Source organism: Mesorhizobium sp. M0074 (genome assembly GCF_040322975.1).
GTDB lineage: Bacteria > Pseudomonadota > Alphaproteobacteria > Rhizobiales > Rhizobiaceae > Mesorhizobium.
In genome coordinates this window covers 1-22,753 of record NZ_JAMYUM010000005.1, presented here as the reverse complement: position 1 = coordinate 22,753, position 22,753 = coordinate 1, and the positions used below count along the sequence as shown (strand labels likewise).

At 61.3% G+C, this 22,753-nt stretch carries 16 protein-coding genes and 1 pseudogene; 9 read left to right on the top strand and 8 right to left on the bottom strand.

Annotated elements, in window-relative coordinates:
* Nucleotides 1-711, bottom strand: coding sequence for an AAA family ATPase (locus NKJ73_RS08490; RefSeq protein ID WP_352449686.1), 711 nt, complete (start codon nucleotides 709-711; stop codon nucleotides 1-3).
* 425 nt (nucleotides 712-1,136) lie between these two features.
* Here NKJ73_RS08490 and NKJ73_RS08485 point away from each other — a divergent pair, with 425 nt between their 5' ends.
* The 3 genes from NKJ73_RS08485 to NKJ73_RS08475 all read left to right on the top strand — a co-directional run bounded on the left by NKJ73_RS08485 (nucleotide 1,137) and on the right by NKJ73_RS08475 (nucleotide 5,692).
* Complete coding sequence (locus NKJ73_RS08485; RefSeq protein ID WP_084640985.1) at nucleotides 1,137-1,958, top strand: class I SAM-dependent methyltransferase; 822 nt, start codon at nucleotides 1,137-1,139, stop codon at nucleotides 1,956-1,958.
* A gap of 94 nt (nucleotides 1,959-2,052) precedes the next feature.
* Complete coding sequence (locus NKJ73_RS08480) at nucleotides 2,053-3,162, top strand: acyltransferase family protein (protein ID WP_023675605.1); 1,110 nt, start codon at nucleotides 2,053-2,055, stop codon at nucleotides 3,160-3,162.
* A 664-nt stretch (nucleotides 3,163-3,826) separates the two neighbouring features.
* Complete coding sequence (locus NKJ73_RS08475; RefSeq protein ID WP_352569008.1) at nucleotides 3,827-5,692, top strand: calcium-binding protein; 1,866 nt, start codon at nucleotides 3,827-3,829, stop codon at nucleotides 5,690-5,692.
* A 158-nt stretch (nucleotides 5,693-5,850) separates the two neighbouring features.
* On the opposite strand, the gene NKJ73_RS08470 is transcribed toward NKJ73_RS08475, so the two are convergent.
* On the bottom strand, nucleotides 5,851-6,477 hold the full coding sequence (locus tag NKJ73_RS08470) for an aldo/keto reductase (protein ID WP_352569007.1): 627 nt from the start codon (nucleotides 6,475-6,477) through the stop codon (nucleotides 5,851-5,853).
* A 101-nt stretch (nucleotides 6,478-6,578) separates the two neighbouring features.
* Nucleotides 6,579-10,388 (bottom strand): methionine synthase, encoded by a 3,810-nt coding sequence (gene metH, locus NKJ73_RS08465; protein ID WP_036239289.1) that lies wholly within the window; start codon nucleotides 10,386-10,388, stop codon nucleotides 6,579-6,581.
* Nucleotides 10,389-11,244: 856 nt separating this feature from the next.
* Between metH and NKJ73_RS08460 the strand changes: the two are divergent.
* The 6 genes and pseudogenes from NKJ73_RS08460 (at nucleotide 11,245) to NKJ73_RS08435 (ending at nucleotide 17,720) form a co-directional block, all read left to right on the top strand.
* Nucleotides 11,245-12,128, top strand: a pseudogene (locus NKJ73_RS08460) (sugar phosphate isomerase/epimerase family protein).
* A 251-nt stretch (nucleotides 12,129-12,379) separates the two neighbouring features.
* Nucleotides 12,380-13,612 carry an ROK family transcriptional regulator gene (locus tag NKJ73_RS08455; RefSeq protein ID WP_031212551.1) on the top strand — a complete coding sequence of 411 codons (1,233 nt, stop codon included), beginning with the start codon at nucleotides 12,380-12,382 and terminating at the stop codon, nucleotides 13,610-13,612.
* A 258-nt stretch (nucleotides 13,613-13,870) separates the two neighbouring features.
* Nucleotides 13,871-14,872 (top strand): tagatose kinase, encoded by a 1,002-nt coding sequence (locus tag NKJ73_RS08450; RefSeq protein WP_352569190.1) that lies wholly within the window; start codon nucleotides 13,871-13,873, stop codon nucleotides 14,870-14,872.
* Nucleotides 14,869-16,182, top strand: a complete 1,314-nt coding sequence (locus tag NKJ73_RS08445; RefSeq protein WP_352457868.1) for a D-tagatose-bisphosphate aldolase, class II, non-catalytic subunit — start codon at nucleotides 14,869-14,871, stop codon at nucleotides 16,180-16,182. The genes NKJ73_RS08450 and NKJ73_RS08445 overlap by 4 nt, the downstream gene beginning before the upstream one ends.
* Nucleotides 16,179-16,907 (top strand): SDR family oxidoreductase, encoded by a 729-nt coding sequence (locus NKJ73_RS08440; RefSeq protein ID WP_352569006.1) that lies wholly within the window; start codon nucleotides 16,179-16,181, stop codon nucleotides 16,905-16,907. Before NKJ73_RS08445 ends, NKJ73_RS08440 begins: the two co-directional genes overlap by 4 nt.
* Before the next feature lie 39 nt (nucleotides 16,908-16,946).
* Nucleotides 16,947-17,720 carry an SDR family NAD(P)-dependent oxidoreductase gene (locus NKJ73_RS08435; protein ID WP_352569005.1) on the top strand — a complete coding sequence of 258 codons (774 nt, stop codon included), beginning with the start codon at nucleotides 16,947-16,949 and terminating at the stop codon, nucleotides 17,718-17,720.
* Nucleotides 17,721-18,155: 435 nt separating this feature from the next.
* Here the strand turns inward: NKJ73_RS08435 and NKJ73_RS08430 are convergent, their stop codons facing one another.
* The 5 genes from NKJ73_RS08430 to NKJ73_RS08410 are packed head-to-tail and all read right to left on the bottom strand — an operon-like array spanning nucleotide 18,156 to nucleotide 22,639.
* Nucleotides 18,156-19,193: an ROK family protein gene (locus NKJ73_RS08430; RefSeq protein WP_352457866.1), complete on the bottom strand. Its 1,038-nt coding sequence runs from the start codon at nucleotides 19,191-19,193 to the stop codon at nucleotides 18,156-18,158.
* Nucleotides 19,193-19,915, bottom strand: a complete 723-nt coding sequence (locus NKJ73_RS08425) for a ribulose-phosphate 3-epimerase (RefSeq protein WP_352457865.1) — start codon at nucleotides 19,913-19,915, stop codon at nucleotides 19,193-19,195. Before NKJ73_RS08425 ends, NKJ73_RS08430 begins: the two co-directional genes overlap by 1 nt.
* Nucleotides 19,912-20,745, bottom strand: a complete 834-nt coding sequence (locus NKJ73_RS08420) for an alpha/beta fold hydrolase (protein ID WP_023680303.1) — start codon at nucleotides 20,743-20,745, stop codon at nucleotides 19,912-19,914. The genes NKJ73_RS08425 and NKJ73_RS08420 overlap by 4 nt, the downstream gene beginning before the upstream one ends.
* Nucleotides 20,745-21,563 carry a sugar phosphate isomerase/epimerase family protein gene (locus tag NKJ73_RS08415; protein WP_352457864.1) on the bottom strand — a complete coding sequence of 273 codons (819 nt, stop codon included), beginning with the start codon at nucleotides 21,561-21,563 and terminating at the stop codon, nucleotides 20,745-20,747. Before NKJ73_RS08415 ends, NKJ73_RS08420 begins: the two co-directional genes overlap by 1 nt.
* Nucleotides 21,563-22,639, bottom strand: a complete 1,077-nt coding sequence (locus tag NKJ73_RS08410) for a Gfo/Idh/MocA family protein (protein ID WP_352569004.1) — start codon at nucleotides 22,637-22,639, stop codon at nucleotides 21,563-21,565. Before NKJ73_RS08410 ends, NKJ73_RS08415 begins: the two co-directional genes overlap by 1 nt.
* Between the last annotated feature and the right edge of the window lie 114 nt (nucleotides 22,640-22,753).

Sequence of the window (22,753 nt, the reverse complement as noted above, 5' to 3'; positions counted from 1 at the left end):
CTAAGCTTCAACTCTTTTAAATTTCGCCCGCGTCGCGCCGAACTTGTCGACTACTCCACGCGCTATCATTTCTGTGGCGGCTGTGAGCCCGTTCGAATCTAAACTTTCGACGCAAGTTGTTGGCACGGGAAACGATCCAAGTTGTTCCCCAATGAGATTAACGTGGTCAATATGATCAAGACTGCTCTGCAGATCGACTTCGAGGAACTTCTGAATGATACCGAGGTTGCGCCGGCGTTCCTTCAGACGGACCTCTAGAATTTCCCTTGGCGCCTGCAATCGGACAAGCAGATCCGGTTTGGGTAGAAGCTCGAGCGCGCGCGACACCCTTTCACGATCCGTTATGCCGCTGAACAAAACCAGTGAACATACGAATTGCACCATACCCTGGTCAAAAATTGAGATCGTGTCATTGGACGCTATTGCCGCGCGCCAAGCTTGAAGAAGAGCTTCAAGATGCCAGTTCAGGCGAGCCGCCCACAGCTCATTCTTGGGTGGAAGAATCTTAAGCACTTCTGCACCGAGAGAACGCTGTCCGATCCACTTTGAATGCAAGCCGGAGACCAGTTTGAAGGCGGCCCTTCTAACCGGATGTCGGCGGTCACCGGTCTGCAAAACAACACAGTAGCCCTGAGCTCGCAAAACGTGCACCAGCTCGGACGCTAACGTCGTCTTACCAGCACCGGACGGCCCAAATAGCTCCAAGATCATCTTTCAATCCAGACTGAGGGAAGCCTACTGGCAGTGACGTCATGTCCATTTGCTGAAGCGAACGCCCATCTCTTCCTGGGATGTCTAGCCGACGAGCCAGGAATCCGCGCCATCCGTATGAATGACGGTGTGGTCACGTTAGGATATCGACGGACGCCAAATTCGTGAACGGAAGGAGTGCGTTTCGGTCACTATCCTTCCGGATTGCCTACCGTCCGTTTACCGTTCCGTCTCCGAAAGGGGTGTGCAGTAGCCCTATTCCCCAGCACACTTCCGCGAGGGCGCGGCAGTCATGAGTTCGGCATGTCTCATCCGTTCGAGGGATGCGAGACACCCAGCCTTCTGGAAACCTTCTCTGTGATGGACGCAGCCAACTGGCCGTTTATCCCCTCTATCGCCAATAGGGCAGCTTGGTCGGCTATCCAATGAACGTGTCGGACAAAAATCTTCGATCTCATCTGCAGGAGAAATCGTATGAAAGCAGGCATATGAGCGAGAACCTCGAGCCACATCAGACGGCAGCGGCAAATACGGCTATACCTGCCAATTACAACGCCAAGGTCGCGGCAGTCGCGGCCTATGAGCTCCCGACAAAACAGAGATATCAAGATCCGAGTTTTGCGAGCTGGTACCTGAACGGCTATGCAGGCCGGTTGAAGCTGTCCACCGTTGCGTCATACGTCATTGCGCGACGGGAGCAACGCTGCATCGCCAAGGCGCTGGAGAGGTGCAGCCCGCCTCCATCTCAGGTGCTCGATATCCCATGCGGAACCGGGAAGCTGGCCGGCGTGCTGGGCCAGCATAATTGTCGGGTGCTGGCTGCAGACATTTCAATGGAAATGATGGCCTTGGCTAAATCAGCATATGAAGGTCAATCCGGATTTCGGGGATTCATCCGATGTGACGTGACGCAGCTGCCGTTCGCCGACGAAAGCTTTGATACGGTGGTCTGCCTTCGCCTCATTCACCTTATCCCGCCACATCTCAGGCGCGACATTATCATTGAGCTCGCGCGCGTTGCCAGCCGTCGCCTGATCGTATCCTACGGCCTTGGCACCCGCCTCCAGAGAATACGGCTAAGGCTGCGGAAGTTGATCACCGGAAGGATGTCGGCGCCTCATCCCGTCAATCTCACCGTTGCACGACAGGATTTCGCGGCGGCGGGGCTCAAGCTGGTACGCTCTTTTAGCGTCCTGCGGTTCCTGTCCTGCGAGCAGCTGTTCGTACTTGAGAAGGTAAAGGCTTGACCTGCCGCCGGTTTGCAGTCTTCGCGTTAGCACTGGTATTGCGGATCAGGCCGCTGATGGTTGTCAAAAGCTGAAACGGCTGCGGGAGGTAGCTGTGGAACCGGCAGGCAAGGCCATTCCGGCGCGCATGCCATCACTCGACCTGCTGCGCCTAGCTGCAGCCCTCGCGGTCGTGCTCTTTCACTATCTTTTTGGCGGCGCGATCGCGGGCAATCTCGACGTGGAATATCCTGCCGCAGCACCTTACGCCATCTACGGCTATCTCGGCGTCAATCTGTTTTTCCTGATCAGCGGTTTCGTCATCGCGTGGTCGGCCGAAGGTCGAACCTGGCAGGAATTCGCGGTCGCCCGCTTCGCCCGGCTTTATCCCGGATTCCTCGTCTGCATGACCGCGACGTTTGTTGTTCTCGTCGTCGCCAAAGATCAGCGTTTTCCGACCGATGTTCCAACCTATGTAGCCAATCTTTCCATGTTCGCCCGCCTCTTCGGCAGGCCGTCCATGGATGGCGTCTACTGGTCGATCATGCTCGAGATCCTGTTTTACGGCTGGGTTGCAGTGCTGATCTTTGCCGGCGCCTTTCAGCGCTGGAAAATACCCATCGCGGCCATCTGGCTCGCAATTTCGGCAACCAACGAGTTCTTCTTTGGGAACCCGGTGATACGCATTCTCTTCATTACAAACTATGCGCCTTTGTTTGCCGCCGGCATCCTCGCGGAAGACATCGTTGCAAGGGGCCGTTCACCGGCTGCGTTCCTGTTTCTTGCCGTCGCGTTCCTGGTGTCTTGCCAGACCGCAATGTTCTCTCATAACTGGATGCAGGAGCACTTTGGCGCAGCCATTTCGTATCCGGCCCTCCTCGCTGCCAATATAGTGGTCTACGGAGTCTTCGCTGGCGCGATATTGCTCCGCTCCGTGATTGCTCCATCCAAGGCTATCATGATGCTCGGAGGGTTGACTTATCCGCTGTATCTTTTGCACCAGTATATCGGCTACATTTCGCTTAACGCGCTGGCGCCTCATGTCGGCAAGAACGCCGCATTCTTCGTCGTGTTGGCCGGGGTCCTCCTTGCCTCTTTTATCGTCTGGCGCTTCATCGAGACGCCGGTACGCAAGCCGCTCGTCCGCGCCCTGGTGTCTGGGATATATCGCCTTGCACCAGCCTCGCGGCCAATCCGGCCAACCTCTTCCGCGCGAACGTCATGATCAGGAGCTTTCGGCGGATGCCGCAGAAGATGTTTGAGTCCAACCGTCGCCTCGCGGAAAAGGCAACTGGGTAGCCCCACGACGCCTGCGCAAGCGAATACATGATCTGTGGGTCAATCCGCAGGCGAGCAGCAGGCCGGCGATCAGGCGAGACAGCACCGGGGTTCCTTCCAAGCCGCCGATGTTGCACGGCACCGCTGTTGCGGCAATGCCGGCTGCGAGGCGCATTCGCATTTCGGAGAAGCGCCGTCTAGATCGGCAGCTTCGTCGATTGTGTCACATTTTGTTCTTGCTTTGTGCCGGCAGCTATGCTAGTAATTTGGGTACGGTGCAGATTCGCACTGACGACCCGCCGCTAGGCGGGTTTTGTTTTTGGTCTGGTTTTCAGATTTCCCGGCCGTCCTGCGTCGGACGGCTTCTCGACCGCGCCATTCGAGCCAAGCTCCACACGGTCGGATCAAGTTAGCCGAGTCTTATCCCGAATAGAACCATCCTTGGCTGGTCGTCGATACCGTTGCGGAAACGAGTTCGAAGGGAGCGCCCCTCCAACGCTCAATCCTACTTCAAACCTCAATATTTCTGTCAGAGGGTGTCGGTATGTGATTTGGCGCTAATATACGCCGTCTGTAAGTAGGCACGGTCGAAACAGAAAAAGGAATATTGGATGACAACTCTGCATTACACGTCAGGTGGATCGGGCACGGAAATTTCGCAAGCCGGATTCAATCTGGCCGACGTTTCATCTGTTGACCAACTCAATGCGCTGCCGGACGGTATGAAGGGCTTGGTCTACCTCAACGAAACCGACGGAGCGACGTCGTCCTTTATCGACAAGATCACGCCTTTCATCGGCAATCCGAAGCTGTTCGGATTCTTCCTTGTCGACGAGCCGGATCCCACCGGCCAATGGGGCACCTACGCCTCCGCCGCGAATCTGAAGGCAGAATCCGACTGGATTCACGCCAATGTGCCGGACGCCAAGACCTACATCACGATGATGAGCTTGGGGACGTCCGCGAATCCGGATTTTTCGAACACGTACAATCCCGCCAATACCGGTATCGATTACTACGGCGTGGATGTCTATCCTGTCCGCACGGATGGCGCGGTCGACTATAACATGATCGATAAATTCGTCGCCGCCGCTCAGGCATCGGGCATCCCGACGAGCAAGATCATTCCAGGCTACCAGACGTTTGGCGGTGGCGACTATAACACCGACATGGGTGGCAAATATGTCGTGCCCACCGCCGCCCAGATGGAAACCATGATGGACCACTGGGCCAAGCTGGTTCCGTCACCCGCCTTCGAGTACGCGTACGCCTGGGGTTCACAGCGAGGCGACACCGCGCTTGAGAGCTCCCCGGAACTGCAGGCCGTTTTCCGGCAACACAATCTCAGCACCGCCGGGACTGCTCCTTCCGAAGCTGCGGCCACCGATCCCATTTCTACGGCGACGGTCCCTTCCGAGGCCACCACCGGCGATAGCACCGCGACTGTCACCGCTCCTTCCGAAGCCACCACCGGCGGCAGCACCTCGACCGCCACCGCCCCTTCCGAAGCCACCTCCAGCGGCGGCACCTCGACCGCCACCGCCCCTTCCGAAGCCACCTCCAGCGGCGGCACCTCGACCGCCACAGCCCCGGCCGAGACCATCACCGGCGGCAGCACCTCGACTGCCACCGCCCCTTCCGAAGCCACCACCGGCGATAGCAATCATGGCAAGACCACGCTTTCGCATCTCCTCGCCGGCAACGGCGGTTCGATTACTACCGCCGCCTCCGGCGCTACCGCCAGCGATGGCAGTCATGGCAAGACCGCGCTGTCGCCCCTCCTCGCCAGCGACGGCAGTTCGACTACTACCGCCGCCTCCGGCGCTACCACCAGCGATGGCAGTCATGGCAAGACCGCGCTGTCGCCCCTCCTCGCCAGCGACGGCAGTTCGACTGATACCGCCGCCTCCGGTGCCACCACCAGCGATGGCAGTCATGGCAAGACCGCGCTTTCTCACCTCCTCGCCAGCGATGGCAGTTCGACTGACACCACCCACGATAATGCCGGCGACAAGGTAAGCGAGGGCAGCAACGTTGACCGCATATTGGCCTCGTTGAGCCATTCTCTTTCGGCCGGCTCGGAACTTCTCCCGACCAACGATCCATCCGACAAGACGGCAACCAGCCTGATCCGCCACGGGTTCGCGCAAACCGTCCAGCCCGATGAAAGTGTCGGCGCCCAGGCAAAAAACGGCGCCGCCGCCGAGATCATGTCTGGCCACGGAGGCAACGATGCCTTCGACTTCAGCAAGCTTCAGGACAAGCTCCACCTCGATCAAGCCGCTCTTACCGAGCTTAAGTCGGGCGGGCTTTCATTGCATACTTCCCCTGCTGGTACGGCTACGGATGATGGTTCCCACCACATCATCTTTGACAGCTCAACCGGGTCGCTCTCTCTCGACAGCGACGCGGTCGGCGGCGCAGCTCAAGCGCAGCTCGCTACCCATCTCCCGTTGCAGCATCACTCTTTGATCTGAAAACCGGAGCGGCGGACCTTCAACTCGAGCGTGTCCGCCGCTCCGTCCGTGTTCAATTGCGCCACGGAAGCTTGACTAAGAAAAATGCGATATCGGCAGACATCAGAGAGATCGAAGTTGGTCGCATTATCGCCAATGCGAATTTCGGATTCGCCGCACTAGGCGGTCTCGGCAATTTTCAGCACGGCGTCGATCTCGGCCATCACCGTTGCCGGCAGCGGCCCTTTCTCCAGCGCACCGAGATTGTCCTCGACCTGCTCGGGCCGCGTGAAGCCGGGAACCGGCAAGGCGATTGCCGACTTGGCGAGTATCCAGCCGAGCGCGCCTTGCGCAAGCGTGCGTCCGCCCGAGGTGAGCAGGTCGCGGATTGCCGAGAGCCTTGACAGATAGTGCGGGTTGGCGGCGCCATCCCTGAAAAACACCATCCATTCGGCATTCCCGCCGCGCACATCGTTGGTGGGCAGCCGCATGGCCGGCGTGTATTTGCCGGTGAGCAGCCCCATTGCCAGCGGCAGCCGGCTGAACGAGACGAGGTTCTCGCGCGCCGCAACGGCCATCAGCTCGTTCGCCGGGGTAAACACATTGAAGTCGTTCTCTACGGCGACGAACCCTTCGCGCGGCGCGTAGGCGGCAAGCCGTTCGCGGTGATCGGTGCTCCAGCCGAAGCCGCCGATCTTGCCCTCTTGGCGCAACAGGCCGAGCGTATCGAACACCTCGCCGGCGCGCTCGGGAATGCTCACCGCGTCCCATACTCCTGCTATGGAGATGCCTAGGATTTTCGCCATCTCTGCATCTTCTTGCCGCCTGCCGCCCAGTGGGTGAGCGGCGCGCCCGGCAAGGCTTGAATACAGGACGAATTCCACTTTGAAGCTGGTACGCCGACAATCTATTCAGCGGCCTCAGCGACCTGCACTGGGATGTAATTCAGGATGGGCCCGAGCCACTGCTCGACCTCCGAAATTGACATGTCTTTGCGCCGTGCATAGTCCTCCACCTGATCGCGCTCGATCTTGGCCACCCCGAAATAATAGCTTTCCGGATGGGCGAGATAGATGCCGGAGACCGACGAGCCGGGCCACATGGCATAGCTTTCGGTCAAGGTGACCCCTGCGTTGCGTTCGCCGTCGAGCAGCCTGAACAGCGTCGCCTTCTCGGTATGGTCGGGCTGCGCCGGATAGCCGGGCGCCGGCCTGATGCCGCAATAGGGTTCGCCGATCAGATCCTCCGGGGCCAGGTTCTCGTCCGGCGCATAGCCCCACAACTCTTTTCGGACACGCTCGTGCAGCCGCTCGGCGAAGGCTTCGGCGAAGCGGTCGGCGAGCGCCTTCACCATTATCGAGGAATAATCGTCATTGGCCCGCTCGAAGCGCTCGGCGATCGCCACTTCCTCGATGCCGGCGGTCACGATGAAGCCGCCGAGATAATCCGCCTTGCCACTTTCGAGCGGCGCGACGAAATCCGACAGGGCGACGTTGGCCTTGCCGTCGCGCTTGGTCAGTTGCTGGCGCAGCGTGAAGAAGGTCGCCAGCTCTTGCGAACGCGTGTCGTCGGTGAAAAGCCTGATGTCGTCGCCGACGGCATTGGCCGGCCAGAAGCCGATCACGCCCTTCGGTGCGAACCATTGTTCCGCGATGATCTGCTTCAGCACCGCTTGTGCATCCTCGAACAGCTGGCGCGCCGCCGGCCCCTGTGCCTCGTCTTCGAGAATCTTCGGATAGCGCCCCCTCATCTCCCAGGTCTGGAAGAACGGCGTCCAGTCGATGTAGCGGGCGAGTTCGGCGAGGTCCCAGGTCTCGAAAACCTTCAGCCCAAGGAAGGAGGGGTTTTGCGGGACATAGCCCGACCAGTCGATCTTGTGGGCGTTTGCCCTTGCCCTGGCGAGCGGAAGGCGCAGCTTGTCGGCTTCACTACGCGCATGCGCGTCCGCCACCTTGCGGTACTCGGCGCGTACCATATCGACATAGTCGCCCTTTGCCTGGTGGGACAGCAATGACGAGACGACGCCAACGGCGCGGCTGGCATCTGTGACGTAGACCGTCTGGCCGCGCTCATAGCGCGGGTGGATCTTGACCGCCGTGTGAACGCGGCTGGTCGTCGCCCCGCCAATCAGCAACGGAATGTCGAAACCTTCGCGCTCCATTTCGGAGGCGACATGCGCCATCTCGTCGAGCGACGGCGTGATCAGGCCGGAGAGGCCGATGATGTCGACGTTTTGCTCGCGCGCCGTCCGCAGAATCTTAGTCGCTGGCACCATGACGCCTAGATCGATGATCTCGTAGTTGTTGCAGGCGAGCACGACGCCGACGATGTTCTTGCCGATGTCATGGACGTCGCCCTTGACCGTCGCCATCAGGATTTTTCCGGCGGTCTGGCGTTCGCCGGTGTCGATGCCGTTGGCGGCGTTGGCCAGCTTCTCGGCTTCCATGTGCGGCAGCAGCCCGGCGACCGCCTGTTTCATCACGCGCGCGGACTTGACCACTTGCGGGAGGAACATCTTTCCGGCACCGAACAGGTCGCCGACGACGTTCATGCCGGCCATCAGCGGGCCCTCGATGACATGGAGCGGCCGCTCGGCGGCAAGCCGCGCCTCGTCGGTATCGGCGTCGATGAACTCGGTGATGCCATTGACCAGCGCATGCGAAATGCGCTTGTCGACAGTCCACTCCCGCCAGGCGAGATCGCGTTCCTTGGCCTCCTTGCCGGCGGTTCCCTTGAAGCGCTCGGCAAGTTCCAGCATCCGCTCGGTGGCGCTGCCGCCGCCCGCCGGCTGGCGGTTGTTGACGACGTCCTCGCAGGCTTCGCGCAGTTCCGGATCGATCGATTCGTAGACTGCAAGTTGGCCGGCATTGACGATGCCCATGTCCATGCCGGCCTGGATGGCGTGGTAGAGGAACACGGCATGCATGGCCTCGCGCACCGGTTCGTTGCCGCGAAACGAGAAGGACAGGTTCGAGACGCCACCCGAAATGTGGACGTGAGGTAGGGTCTGGATGATTTCCCGCGTCGCCTCGATGAAGTCGACCCCGTAATTGTTGTGCTCGTCGATGCCGGTGGCGATGGCGAAGATGTTCGGGTCGAAAACGATGTCTTCCGGCGGGAAGCCGGCCTGCTCGGTCAGGAGCTTGTAAGCGCGGGTGCAGATGGCGACTTTTCGCGCCTGCGTGTCCGCCTGGCCTTCCTCGTCGAACGCCATGACGACGACCGCCGCGCCATACGCGCGGACGAGTTTCGCATGGTGGAGAAAAGCTTCCTCGCCTTCCTTCATCGAGATGGAATTGACCAGCGGCTTGCCCTGCACGCATTTCAAGCCAGCCTCGATGATCTCCCATTTCGAACTGTCGATCATCACCGGCACGCGGGCGATATCCGGCTCGGCGGCGATCAGGTTGAAATACTCGACCATCGCCTTCTTCGAATCGATCAGGCCCTCGTCCATGTTGATGTCGATGATCTGGGCACCGTTGGAGACCTGATCGCGCGCGATGTCGAGGGCGGCAGGGTAGTCGCCGGCGGTGATCAGTTTCCTGAATTTCGCCGAGCCGGTGACGTTGGTGCGCTCGCCGACATTGACGAACGGAATTTCCTTGGTGAGCGTGAAGGGTTCCAGACCTGACAGGCGCATTTTGCGCTCGATCTCCGGAATGGCGCGCGGCGGATATTTCCTCACTGCCGCTGCGATGGCGCGGATGTGATCCGGCGTCGAGCCGCAGCAGCCGCCGACGACATTGACCAGTCCCTCGCGCGCAAAACCCTCGATCTGCGCCGCCATGAATTCCGGGCTCTCGTCGTAGCGGCCGAACTCGTTGGGCAGGCCGGCATTGGGATAGGCACAGGTGAAGGTGTTGGCGACGCCGGAAATCTCGGCGACATGTGCGCGCATGGCGTTGGCGCCGAGCGCGCAGTTGAGGCCGACCGTGAACGGACTGGCGTGGCGGATCGAATGCCAGAAGGCCGTCGGTGTCTGGCCCGACAGCGTGCGGCCCGACAGGTCAGTGATCGTGCCTGAGATCATGACCGGAAGATGCACGCCCTTTTCGAGGAAGATCTCGTTGCAGGCGAAGATCGCCGCCTTGGCGTTCAGCGTGTCGAAGATCGTCTCGATCAGGATGATGTCGGCGCCGCCGTCGATCAGGCCGCGCAACTGCTCGCCATAGGCGATGCGCAGATCGTCGAAGTTGACGGCGCGATAGCCGGGGTTGTTGACGTCCGGCGACATCGAGGCGGTGCGGTTGGTCGGTCCCAGCGCGCCGGCGACGAAGCGTCGCTTGCCGTCTTCCTGTTGGGCGCGAATGCACGCCCGCCGCACCAGACGGGCACCGTCCCGGTTCAGGTCATAGACCGCATCCTCCATGCCGTAATCGGCCTGGGCGATCGACGTGGAGGAGAAGGTGTTGGTCTCGATGATGTCGGCGCCGGCAATCGCGTACTGGTAGTGGATTTCCTCGATCGCTTTCGGCTGCGTCAGGATCAGCAGGTCGTTGTTGCCCTGTTGATGGCAGGCGCAGCCGACGAACTTGTCACCGCGGAACTGTTCCTCGTTGAAGCCATGCCCCTGGATCTGCGTGCCCATCGCGCCGTCGAGGATGAGGATTCGTTCGCGCGCGGCCGATTCCAAGGCAGAACGAATCTCCGATCCATCCGCCTTGGCGACAACGGGTCCGAAAAGGGAATCCAAGGAGGATTCAGAATGCACCACGGTGAGCCTCGGCTTCCAAGATCATACACCGTGACATAAACATATCTTTATGTCAAAATATGATGTGCTCATTGTAACCTTTGATACGTCATGGCAGGCATCACGCTGGTCGTTAGCCCCACTGCCAATGCGGCAAGGCCTATTCCGAGTTCATGTCTCATCTTTCACTCCTCCAAAGAATCTTGAATGTCAGTCCGTCATTTCGCAGTCATGGCAATGTTCCTTCTCGCCAGACCGGAAACCTCCTGGCCATCAAAGGCATTGTGGGGGCCCCGCCTCCGCGATTTCCTCCAATCGGCCCGGTGGCGCCTCCCGGCTTGATCCAAATTTAAGACGCCAACGCACGGGCACTGGCCCTATGAAGATTCATCGCTTTTCGTGCCCGCACCCGAGCAGAAAACTCCCCTCAGGTGCCGGCCTTGGGAGGCAACATTTTCTGCTGTTTCGAATTGCCGGCTTGGTCTCAACTCACGGACCGAGTTGGCCATATTCATGCGAACGAGCACAGAAGAGCGCTATCAGCCCATCTGTCGCGAAGAGCGGAGAAATTGGATCAGGGCAAGTTAATTTCCTCCTCCACGTTTCGCTGGTTGGCAGCGTTATATGTTGTTCTTGGCAACAAATTAAACGGTACGGGAATTCTGTCAAGCCAAAAAACCCGCCGAGGCAACGGCCCCGGGATTCCGCGTATTATCCTCTGCATATTTGCGTGAATGATGCTCGATCCGGTTAGGAGTTGCCGCGCGCACAAGCATTGGTTGCGCCGTCGAGGACCTTGACATTTGTCACGATGGGGGCATTTTTGTTGTCATTGTCAACATTTATAGAGTCGCCAGTACCCAGGAGGAAACAGCCGATGCGCAGATTGGGCATTCATTCGTTCGTATGGACCGGCGGTGGCACTCAGGCCATGCTTGAAGAAGCGATGGAGAATTCGGCTGCGTGCGGTTACCGGCTGATCGAGTTTGCGTATCTTCAACCCGAAAAGTTCGACATCCATCGCCTCGCCAAGAAGGCTCAGTCGTTAGATCTCGAATCGCCCTCACCATGGGCCTGCCCTTGGGCGCCGATGTGTCGAGCGAGGACGGCGCTGTCGTGAAGGCAGGTGAGGAATTACTCGCGAATGCAGTCGCGGCGGTGCGGGACATCGGCGGCACCAAGCTCGGGGGCATTCTCTATTCCGCGCATACGAAATACTCGACAATGCCGAGTGATCGCGGCCGCAAGAACAGCATTGCAGCCATTGCCAAGACGGCTGACGCAGCAAAGAAGGCCGGCGTCGATCTGGTCCTGGAGGTCGTCAACCGGTTCGAGACGAATCTCTTGAACACGGCGGCTCAGGGCCTCGACTTCATCAAGGCGACCGGCTCCGATCACGTCACGCTCCATCTCGACACGTTTCATATGAACATCGAAGAGGCCAATCCAGCGGCGGCCATTCGTCTGGCCGGCGACAAGATCGGCTATTTTCACATCGGCGAAAGCAATCGCGGCTACCTCGGCGATGGAGTGATCGATTTCGATCGCATCTTCGACGCGCTGCTAGACATCGGCTATAACCGCGACATCACCTTTGAATCGTTCTCCAGCGCCGTGGTCGATGAGGGTCTGTCCCTCGCATGCGCCATATGGCGCGATACCTGGACCGAGAACATGCCGTTGGCAAAGCACGCCAAGGCCTTCATCGACCTGAAAATGCAAGAGGCGGTTCGTCGGCGAACGACGAATGCCCGTCCATAAGTCGAGGATAATCTGATTATGCGGCAGTGCGGACCCTCTGCCTAAGGCGCCCTGCTCCGCGGTCTTCAGCGCTGTAGTGCTGCGGTTTTTTCGCTGTTCATCGGCAGCCTCGGATCCGTGAGACAGAAGCTTCGGGGGATGCGCGTTCAATAAGATCGCGCCAGTTGCTGCACGCCTGCGCGGCGTGTACCAAGTGAGCGCGTTGTGGTTGCGTTCGGCTTGCGGACCGCAGGTAACCTGGAGAGACCTAAGTGAATGACCCGGCGCTGACCGCCAGTTCAAATCGCAGGATTCGACAAAACAATGAAGTGGCGGCTCTAAGAGCCCTTCATCAATTTGGACGTCTCACTCGAGCCGAACTCGCGCGCAAGTTACGGCTTAACCGCTCTTCGTCGGGGCATATCATCGCGAGCCTGACGGCTGACGGTCTGGTGCGCGAAGCAATTGAGGATCTGCCTGAACAAGCGGGCTATGCCCGAGCCGGCCGTCCCGGCATCATGCTGGAGCTTGTGCCGGATGCTATTTTCTTCCTTGGGGTCGAGATCGGTGTCGAGCATATCAGTACGGTAGAGATCGATCTTGGAACCAATATCGTTTCGACGAATGTGGAACCGTTTGATGGTCCGTCGATCAACGTAGAGGCCGCGGTCGACCGCGCCGTGAGGCTGGCTCTCCAATCTATTCCTGTGTCAAAACTGGAGCGATGTGAAGGCGTTGGCGTATCAACCCCGGCGCAAATGGATAAGAATGGCTTCGTCCACTTTGCGCCGCTTCTCGGCTGGCGAAATGTTCACCTTGCAAAGCTGGTGAGAGACGCCCTGCCGATTCGTGTTCCGGTCCTTGCCGAGAACGATGCCAACGCATTCGCGATCGGCGCGACTTACGGGCGCAGCGAGGTGCATTCCGGCGTCACGCTTTTTCTCGTTATGGAGAGCGGTGTCGGCGGCGGCATTATCGTTGACGGCAGCCTTTTTCGCGGCGCCAACGGGCTGGCGGGGGAGATTGGGCACTTGATTATCAGCGACGCGCCAGGCCCGCGCCGCAATCTCGAACAACTAATCGGCCTTGAAAACATTATGGCCGATTATCGCAAGACCTCCGCCCTCAGTGATCCGACATTCGGCAACTTCCTTTCCGATGTCCAAAACCGGTTGCCCAGCGCCGTCTCAACAGCCGAGGACTGGGCAAGGGCTTTGGCAATAGGCCTGGTGCAGACTTGCCGAATCATCGACGCCGACAAGATCGTGCTAGGCGGTTCGGTCGCCGCACTCTATCCCTTGATGGCTGCCAGGGTCGCTGCACACATCCATGCCATACAGGAATCCAGTTTCCCGTTCCCATCGATCACAATGAATGATGAAGGAACTGTCGGTTCCGCCTTCGGTGCGGCCTGCATGTTACATCAGCGATACTTGTCTCTGCAAAGCCAGCGTTTCGCCGACGGTACGGCGGAACTCGAAGGGGCAGAGGAAGACGAAGACTAATGTCCAGGTTCGGCACTGCCGAACCGATGCTGCTGCTCGGGCTACCCGTCTGATCGCGATTTAGAACGCCATTGTGGCGTGTCCGTCTCGATTGATTAATATGTTGCATAAAGCGACAAACATAATTAATGTAGCCTCTGGAGGAGCATCCCGCATTCCCATCGTGGCCGTCTCGGGTTGTCGTTCGCTGTGGAGCGAGCGGCCGCAACCTCCAGGCGCGTGCTCCAGTCAAAAGATGTGCGCTAGCCGAGTTGTATGATGCCCGCAGATGCGATTTTAAGTCAGACCAAGCTCGCACCCAACGCACTAGGGCCGACGGTGGTCATCGGCGAGATCCTGGTGGAGATCATGGCTAAAAGTCGCGGCGACGGCTTTCTCGAGCCGATAGAGCTTATCGGCCCCTTTCCCAGCGGCGCGCCGGCGATTTTCATCGATCAATGCGCCAAGATCGGCGGGTCGGCGGCAATTGTCGCCTCGGTCGGCGATGACGATTTCGGCCGCATCAACATCGAGCGGCTCCGGTCTGACGGCGTGGACGTATCGGCCATCTCGGTCAGCCAGGATTATCCGACCGGAAGCGCGTTTGTTCGCTATCGCAATGACGGCTCGCGCGACTTTGTCTTCAACATCGGAAAATCGGCGGCGGCCCTGGTGAGCCTGACGGTTGAAGCGAAGGCGCTCTTCGAGCGGGCTGGACACCTCCACGTCATGGGTAGCGCTTTTGCCATCCCGGGTATCTGGGAGACGATGGATTATGCCATCGGCGTCATCAAGCGGCGCGGCGGCTCCGTTTCACTTGACCCGAACTTGCGCAAGGAATTGCTCGGGCTCGGGCAGACGCAGGAGCGCTTCGCCAAGCTCGTCGATGTCGCCGACCTTATCCTGCCCTCCGGCGACGAATTGTTCATGGCAGCTGGAGTTGATGGTGAATCTGCCGCGGTCATCGCGCTCTTTGGGCGCAGTGTGACAGAGATTGCGCTTAAACGCGGCGAACACGGATCAACATTCTTCGGTGCTGACGGCTCGCGTATTGATTGCTCGGCGTTCAGGGTTGCGGAAATTGATCCGACGGGCGCTGGCGACTGTTTCGGCGGCGCTTACGTCGCTTGCCGCCGTCTCGGCATGCCTGTGTTCAAAGCCCTAGAGTATGCCAATGCCGCGGGAGCCCGCAACGTTACTATTCAAGGTCCGATGGAAGGTGCCGCCTCGCGTCGGCAGCTTGACGAATTCATCGCCGTGACCCCGAGAAACGCTCGATGACCGGTCTCCTCAAAAGCCTGGCGGCGGCGCGGCGCAATGGTTCGCCGATAGGCGTCACGTCTGTCTGCTCAGCGCATCCATTGGTCATTCGGGCAGCAGCGCGCAATGCTGCACGCTTCTCCGACATGCTTGTGATCGAAGCAACCTGCAACCAGGTCAACCAGTTCGGTGGCTACACCGGAATGCTGCCCAGCGATTTTGTTCGTCTCGTCCAGCACATATCGGCAGAAGAAAAGCTTCCGATGGAAAGGATCATCTTCGGTGGGGATCACCTTGGGCCAAATCCGTGGCGCGGGGAACATGCCGGCGCAGCGATGGCGAAGGCAGAAGAGATGGTCACGGCGTACGTGTCCGCCGGCTTTCGAAAGATCCACCTCGATGCTTCGATGGGATGCGCCGGCGAGCCTGCCGCGCTCGACGACGCCAGAACGGCGGAGCGTGCAGCGCGGCTGGCCTTGGCGGCAGAGCGCGCGGCGCGCGCCGCAGGAGATGAGGCCCCGGTCTACATCATCGGCACCGAGGTGCCGACGCCCGGCGGCGCCAACCATGCAATCAGCGACATTGAGCCGACCAGCGTAGCGGCGGCGACGCACACGATCGATGTTCATCGCGACCTGTTCCTGAAGCAAGGCTTGGCCGATGCGTTCTCACGCGTCATCGCACTGGTGGTCCAGCCCGGTGTGGAGTTCGGCAATGAGAATGTGGTCCTTTACGATTCCGCCAGGGCACGCGGGCTGACGCGGCTGCTCGAGCAGGAGCCTGGCCTGGTCTACGAGGCGCATTCAACCGACTACCAGGGACGAACATATTTGCGCCAATTGGTCGAGGACGGCTTCCCGATCCTGAAAGTGGGGCCGGAATTGACCTTCGTCCTGCGTGAGGCGCTCTACGCGCTGGACCTTATCGCGACCGATCTTTTGCCTGACTACGGAGCCCGTCCACTCTATCAGGCCATGGAGCGATTGATGCTGGCCAAACCCGGCAATTGGCAGGGCCACTATCACGGCTCGGAAGCCGAACAGCGCATCCAGCGCCACTACTCGTTCTCGGACCGCATCCGGTATTACTGGAACCAGCCGGAGGCGGAAGCAGCAGTCGCGAGCCTGACCGCGGCCCTGCACGGCAAGACGGTGCCGCTCACGCTGTTTCGCCAGCATCTGCCCGCATTCGAGGCGTTTGCAGGCAAACCGCTCGAGCCTACCTCGTTACTGATCGCCTCGATCCAGCGCAGCCTGGACGAGTACCGCTTCGCCTGCACGGGCGAGGCACTCAACACCGAAAGCAACCCGACGGCTGGAGGACGAAGATGAGCGAACAACTCTCTGGAAAGGTCATTGCAATCACGGGCGCGGCATCGGGTATCGGCCTTGCTTGTGTCCGTGGTTGTCTCGATGCTGGCGCGCGGGTGGTCCTGATCGACTATGCGGATGAGAAACTGCGCAGCCTGGCTGCTGATCTCGGCGAGAACGCGATTCCTTTGAGGGTGGATCTCACCAATCCGGAAAGCGTGGCAGGCATGATGCCCGGCATTCTGGACAAGGTCGGTCACCTCGACGCCTTCCATGCCAATGCCGGCGCCTATATCGGCGGCGATTTCATTGATGGTGATCCGGACGCCTTTGACGGGATGCTGAACCTGAACGTCAATGCCGTATTCCGAACGGTCCATGCGGTCCTGCCGCACATGATCGAGCGGGGCACGGGAGACATTGTCGTCACCAGTTCCGTTGCCGGCCATACCGCAATACCATGGGAGCCGATCTACACCGCTTCCAAGCACGCAGTTCAAGCGTTCGTCCATGCGCTGAGGCGACAGGTGGCGAAGCACGGCATCCGTGTCGGCGCGATCGCCCCCGGACCGGTACTGACGCCCCTCGTCGCCGACTGGCCGAAGGAGAACCTCGACCGGGCGATGGCGGCCGGAAATCTGTTTGAGCCGAAGGAAATTGCCGAAGTCCTGCTGTTCATGCTGACCCGGCCGAGAACGGTGACAATTCGCGATATCGTCATTCTGCCGACCAACTTCGACATTTGACACGTAGCGTCTCGGCATCGAAATTCGGGGAGGTAGGCCATGTATCAAGCGCGCTTCAGGGTGGACAACGAGATCGCCGTGGTGACCGGCGGAGGCAGAGGTATTGGCCTCGCATGCGCCGAAGCGTTGGGCGAGTCCGGAGCGCATGTGGTCATCATAGAGCCCGACGAGCAGATCGGCAGTGCTGGCAGGGATGCACTGACTGCGAAAGGCTACTCGGCCGAGCTGATGCTCGGTGACGTCACTTCGTCAACAAGGATGAGCGAGATTGCTGACACGCTCGCCACTCGGGGCACGCCGGCTTCGATTCTCGTCAACAATGCCGGCGTCGGCAGCAGCGGCATTTCGTCGGAAGATATCAGTGATGAACTCTGGCTGTGGATGATGAACGTCAACATCAACGGCGTCTTCTGGTGCTCGCGCGCTTTCGGCCGCCACATGATCGCGGCCGGCCGCGGCTCAATCGTCAATCTGGGTTCCATGTCGGGCACGATCTGCAACCGGCCGCAGCCGCAAACACCTTACAATGTCTCCAAGGCGGCCGTGCATCACATGACCCGCTCGATCGCCGCCGAATGGGCGCCTCATGGCGTGCGGGTTAACGCGGTGGCGCCAACCTACATCGAAACGCCGATGGTCCTGGCGATTCCGGAAAACGCGCCGCGTATAGAAGCGTGGTTGCGAGACACGCCAATGGGCCGCATGGGCCAGGCGCACGAAGTCGCCAGCGCTGTCCTGTTCCTCGCTTCCGACGCGGCCAGTTTGATGACCGGAGCCGTCGTACCCGTCGATGGGGGATTTACGTGCTGGTAGGACCGTAGCAGCCAAGAGTTTCCTCCCGGTCACTTCTCTCACCGAAGCTCGAGCTCGAGAAGGTGGATGCGGCTTCGGCCGCCGGCACATCGCCTTAGGTAACCTCGGCGCCGATCGCAGCCAGCGCGAACCACGTCGAAATCCTTGTCCCCAACCAACAGTCGAGCCGCCCGCCAGGCACCGCCGACCAATGTAGATCGGCAATCTGTCAGCAAAATTAATGACGCCTCCGCACGGGCGACGCTGGCCGAGCCCTGCTTCGAACGGTCATGCCGCCGCTGGGCAGTTCGCAGTCTCGCCGCGACTACCAGAAGGCTTGTATGCGCCCATTGCGATGGCGCGCACCTCCAGCGGTGTAGTCGAGCAGAGTCGCCTGGTCGTGGACTAATGACCTCGACGGATCTGTAGGATTTGCGCACGCCGCTCAGCTTGAGCTCAGCCATGGCTTGCCTCCCGGGCACCGGCACGTTTGGTCGTGTCGTTGTTGTTTTCGTCATCTTGCGCCATCGCCAGCGGCGCGCCTGGTTCGCCTTCCCACAGGATCAGGCTGGCGGCGCCGATCAGTCCGGCCTGATTGCCGAGTTGCGCCGGCACGATGGGTACGTCCCGGTAGGCGGGCATCGCCCGCTGCTCGACGACCGCCCTGATGCTTGGAGCCAAGAGGTCGAAACCGTTGGCGAGACCGCCACCCATTACGATCAGGTCCGGCGAATAGAGATGAAGCAGATTGGTGAAGCCGATGCCCAGCCAATTCGCCTCCGCCTCGATGAGTGTGCGCGCGCGCCCGTCGCCTGCACGCGCGGCATCGACCACGTGCCTGGCCGAGATGTCGCCGTCGGCCGAAAGGCGCCGCAGCAGCGAGCCGTCGCCCGGCGCCGTCAGCGCCGTGGCGCGCCGCCCGAGCGCGGTTCCGGAGGCGACCGCCTCGAAGCAGCCGACGGCGCCGCAGAAGCAGCGGTCTCCTTCGCCGGTGATGGTCATGTGGCCGATCTCGGCCGCCAGCCCGCGCCGGCCATGATAGACGTGACCCTCGGCAACGACGCCACCGCCAATGCCAGTCGACACGGTGACGAACACCATCGACCCGGTGCCACGCCCGGCGCCGAAGCGCCATTCGCCGAGTGCTGCGGCATTGGCGTCGTTCTCCAGCCGCACCGGCAGACCGAAATACTTGCCGAGAATGTCGATCAAGGGCACATCGTGCCAGCCAGCCAGTGTCGGCGGTGCGATCACGATCCCGGCCTTGGGGTCGAGCGGCCCCGGTGCGCCGACGCCGATGCCGGCAACCTTGGCCTGTGGGTGCTGTGTCAGAAGGTCCCCGGCCAGCGCGATGATCTGGCCGATCACCGCTTCCGATCCCGCGATCGCCATCGTCGGGGCCGAAACATGGGCGATCACGTGGCCGCCGCTCTCGACCAGCGCGCCGCGCAGCTCCGTTCCGCCGAGATCGAAGGCAAGCGCAACCTTTGTCATCAGGCGGCAATCTCCAGCCCATGCAGCCAGGCCATGCGCTGCGCAAGGTCGGGGTCGCCGAATGCCAGCGATCCGAGCACCACGGTTTCGGCGCCGGCGGCGCGCAGGCGGGGCACCGTTTCGTGGCGGATGCCGCCATCGGCAGCCAAGATGATTTCGTTCTCGCGACCTGCTTTTCGCATCAGCGCCCGTGCCTCGATCAGGCGCGGGCCGGCCTGGTCGGACAGGCTCTGGCCCTTGACGCCGATGGATGTGCCGAGAAGCGTCACGAAAGCCACTTGCGACAGGAAAGGTTTGACCGCGGCCACCGGCGTTTCCAGTCTCAGCACCACCCCGGCCTCGACGCCGAGCTCACGCGCCAGCCGCACGGCGCGTAGGCCGGCCTCGCCGTTTTCCGCATGGACGCTGACAAGATCGGCGCCGGCCTCGATGAATTGGCGCGCCTGCTCCTCGACGATCTCCGCTTCAACCATCAAATGCACATGGATCGGCTTTGCCGTCAGCATGGCAATCCGCGCCACCAGGTCCGGAAAGAACAGGAAGCCGGGGGTGAAGCGGGCGTCCGCGACGTCGATGTGGTGGAGGTCGACAAACGGATCTATGCGCTTCAGGTCGCGCTCCATATTGGCGAGGTCGGCCGACCACAGCGAAAACTCGCCGAGCAGCCGGTTGCGCGGAAGGGCGGCGATGGCAGCGGGGCCGGACAGGGATTTGGTCGTCATAACGGGACAAGGCTCCGGATGTTGAAGTGAGCGCGAAGGAAGGTCGTGATCTCAGCCTGCAGCTCGGCGAAATGCCTGACGCTGTCGAGCGCCTTGGGAGAGATTTCCGCAAAGGTTGCGCCGGGGATCGCCGTGGCAAGCGTGCGCGCAGCCGGCAGCGGATGCACCGCATCCATGGCGTTGCCGATAACCAGCGTGGGGACGCCAAGGGCAGCGGCGTTGCTTTCAGAAACGCCCGGTCCGTCGGCGGCGATGTCGGCGAGGACCTGCGCGAATGGCGCGGCGTCCGGCCGGTCGAAATAGCCGAATAATGAGGCGAGATTGTCGGGCGCGTGGCGCTGCAGGCGCTCGGCGGTTTCCGATTGCGCGAAGATCGTCCTGGCCTTGTCGGGGCCGTGGTCGAGGATGAGGCCGGCGACCTCGGCGATCGGCCGCAGGTTCACCGGCGCGCTGTCGAAAATCCAGGCCGGGCGTACAAGCAGCAGACCCGCGATGCGGTCCGGGTGGCGACAGGCAAGGCGCAAGGCAATGGCGGCGCCCATGGAAACGCCGCCGGCGACGAAACGGTCGAGACCGGCTTGATCGGCGGCGGCAACAACATCGTCCGCGAACATGCTCAGGGAAAACGGACGGCGGCTGCCCAGTCCGGAGGCGCCGTGCCCGCGGCATTCCAGCGTGATGCGCCGCAAGTCGGCACCGGCCGGGAAAGCCTGGGCGATTTGCGCCTCGCCGCCGCCCAGCCCATGCTGGAAGACGACGGCAAGCCCGTTGCCATTATCAGAAATCCGAAGCGTGGCGTCGTCGCGAAGCAGAGCGGCCAGGCGCGCCATCAGGTCAGCCCCATCAGGAAGCGAGCAACCCCTGGTGCCTCTTCGGCCGAGAGGCCATGCGTGACCAGCGGCCCGTCAAAGCCTGATGACTTCAGCCTGGCGACGAAATCCGGGAAATCGACGACGCCCCTGCCGGCGGTGGCAAAGCGCCCGTCGGCGAAGCGGTCCTTGGCATGCGCCATGGCGACGTGGCCGGCAGTGCGTTCGACGGCGGCGGCCACGATGGCGCTTGCTTCCTCGGGGCTCGCCTGTTCGAACAGGTTGGCCGGATCGAGCACGACGCGCAACCGCTTCGAGCCCATCTCGGCGATGAGGCGCATCGCATCCTGCGCCGAGGTTACGATGTTGGCCTGTTCGGGCTCGATGCCGAGATCGACGCCATGACGCTCGGCGAGTTGAAGCGCCTTTTCGATCTCGCCTGCCATGTCGTCCCATGCCTCACGGTCGGCGTTGTCGGGGTGATACGCCCACTGATCGTCCGCGTTGCGCGTTCCCGTGCACAGGGTGACGAGCGGAACAGCAAGGGACGCCGCGGCCTTGATGACCACGCCAAGCCGGCGCATGCCGTCGTCGCGCACCGCTTTGTCCGAATGGGCCATATTGTAGGTGCCCGACAGCGCCACCAGGGCGACGCCGGAGGCACCGGATGCTGCCGCGATGGCGCTGATGGCACCGTCAGGTACCGCGTCCGGCATCGACGGCAGGCCGGCGCAGGCAAGATTGAACTGGGTGACGGCAAATCCCGCGTCGCGCACCGCCGCCAGCACGCCGGCCGGCTCGCTGCCCGGGAAGGTCCTGGCGAACACCCCGACCTGCATCAGACCGCTCCCGTGACGGCAGCGATCTCGACGCGCAGCCCGCTCTCCACCGAGCGGGCGATCGCCACCATGGCGCGGATCGAGGCGAGGCCGTCCTCGACATCGGCGCCGCGCCGCGGCGCGCCGTCGAGGACCGTGTTGGCGAGGCCTTCGAGTTGCCGCCTGAAGAAATGGCCGTCAGCGCCAAGCGGCTTTCGCGCCGTCGCATCCTTCTCGTGAAAGATGTCGACCTCGCTCGCTCGGAAATACCAGGGATTGAAGGTCTTTGCGATCACGGAGCCGTTCTCGCCATAGAGTTGAAAGCCTTCGTGCCAGTCCATGCGGACGGCGACGGTGAGGTCGAGATGGCCGAGCGCGCCATTGGCGAATTCAGTTTCGACGAACCAGCAATAGGCGCCGAAACGCTCATTGAGGCGGGCGCGCACCGCGACAATCTCGCCGCAGAGGAAGCGTGCTGTATCGACAAGGTGCGAGCCGTGCGCGAGCATGAAATACTGCCTGAGGTCGGCCTTCGGATTGCCGGCCGGCTTCTTTGCCAGCTTGCTGGTGACGGGCAGCGGCTGCACCGCGTCGGTGTTGGTGTAGCGATGCGTGGAATCGCAATACCAGGCCTTCAGCGCCAGGATTTCGCCCATCTCGTCGCGGACGAAATCGCGCGCCGCTTCCAGTGCCGGGTCGAAGCGCTTCATATGTCCGACCTGCAGCACCTTGCCGGAGCGCTTAACCGCATCGGCGAGCGTCTCACCTTCCTCGACCGAGACGCCGATCGGCTTCTCGCACAGCACGTGCTTGCCGGCCTCGAGCGCCTTGATCGACATCGCAACGTGATAGGCGTCCGAGGTCGCAACGATCACCGCTTCCAGTTCAGGGTCGGCGAGCATCTCATCGTAGTCGCCATACATTTTTTCGGGCTCATAAGTCGCGCCCATGCGCGCCAGCAGGTCGGGAGCGGCATCGCAGATCGCATAGAGGTCGGCATTCCTGGCTTTCACGCAGGATTCCAGATGGGCAAATTGCGCGATCGGCCCGCAGCCGAGCACACCGACACGTAGGCGACGGTCTTGCTTGCGGATCATGGTCTCTTCCTCAGGCGCCGTAGCCGCGCATCGTCTGGCGGTTGGTCTTGACCGCGGCCCCCCGCGAGGGGGGCGCGGGGGAGGGTTGCTCGTTAAGACCCACCCCCCCAATGT

Excerpts from the sequence above, each read along its gene's own strand:
- NKJ73_RS08490 (WP_352449686.1), bottom strand. The coding sequence starts at position 711 with ATGATCTTGGAGCTATTTGGGCCGTCCGGTGCTGGTAAGACGACGTTA.
- NKJ73_RS08485 (WP_084640985.1), top strand. The coding sequence starts at position 1,137 with ATGAACGTGTCGGACAAAAATCTTCGATCTCATCTGCAGGAGAAATCG.
- NKJ73_RS08475 (WP_352569008.1), top strand. The coding sequence starts at position 3,827 with ATGACAACTCTGCATTACACGTCAGGTGGATCGGGCACGGAAATTTCG.
- NKJ73_RS08470 (WP_352569007.1), bottom strand. The coding sequence starts at position 6,477 with ATGGCGAAAATCCTAGGCATCTCCATAGCAGGAGTATGGGACGCGGTG.
- NKJ73_RS08450 (WP_352569190.1), top strand. The coding sequence starts at position 13,871 with ATGCCCGCAGATGCGATTTTAAGTCAGACCAAGCTCGCACCCAACGCA.
- NKJ73_RS08445 (WP_352457868.1), top strand. The coding sequence starts at position 14,869 with ATGACCGGTCTCCTCAAAAGCCTGGCGGCGGCGCGGCGCAATGGTTCG.
- NKJ73_RS08440 (WP_352569006.1), top strand. The coding sequence starts at position 16,179 with ATGAGCGAACAACTCTCTGGAAAGGTCATTGCAATCACGGGCGCGGCA.
- NKJ73_RS08435 (WP_352569005.1), top strand. The coding sequence starts at position 16,947 with ATGTATCAAGCGCGCTTCAGGGTGGACAACGAGATCGCCGTGGTGACC.
- NKJ73_RS08430 (WP_352457866.1), bottom strand. The coding sequence starts at position 19,193 with ATGACAAAGGTTGCGCTTGCCTTCGATCTCGGCGGAACGGAGCTGCGC.
- NKJ73_RS08425 (WP_352457865.1), bottom strand. The coding sequence starts at position 19,915 with ATGACGACCAAATCCCTGTCCGGCCCCGCTGCCATCGCCGCCCTTCCG.
- NKJ73_RS08420 (WP_023680303.1), bottom strand. The coding sequence starts at position 20,745 with ATGGCGCGCCTGGCCGCTCTGCTTCGCGACGACGCCACGCTTCGGATT.
- NKJ73_RS08415 (WP_352457864.1), bottom strand. The coding sequence starts at position 21,563 with ATGCAGGTCGGGGTGTTCGCCAGGACCTTCCCGGGCAGCGAGCCGGCC.
- NKJ73_RS08410 (WP_352569004.1), bottom strand. The coding sequence starts at position 22,639 with ATGATCCGCAAGCAAGACCGTCGCCTACGTGTCGGTGTGCTCGGCTGC.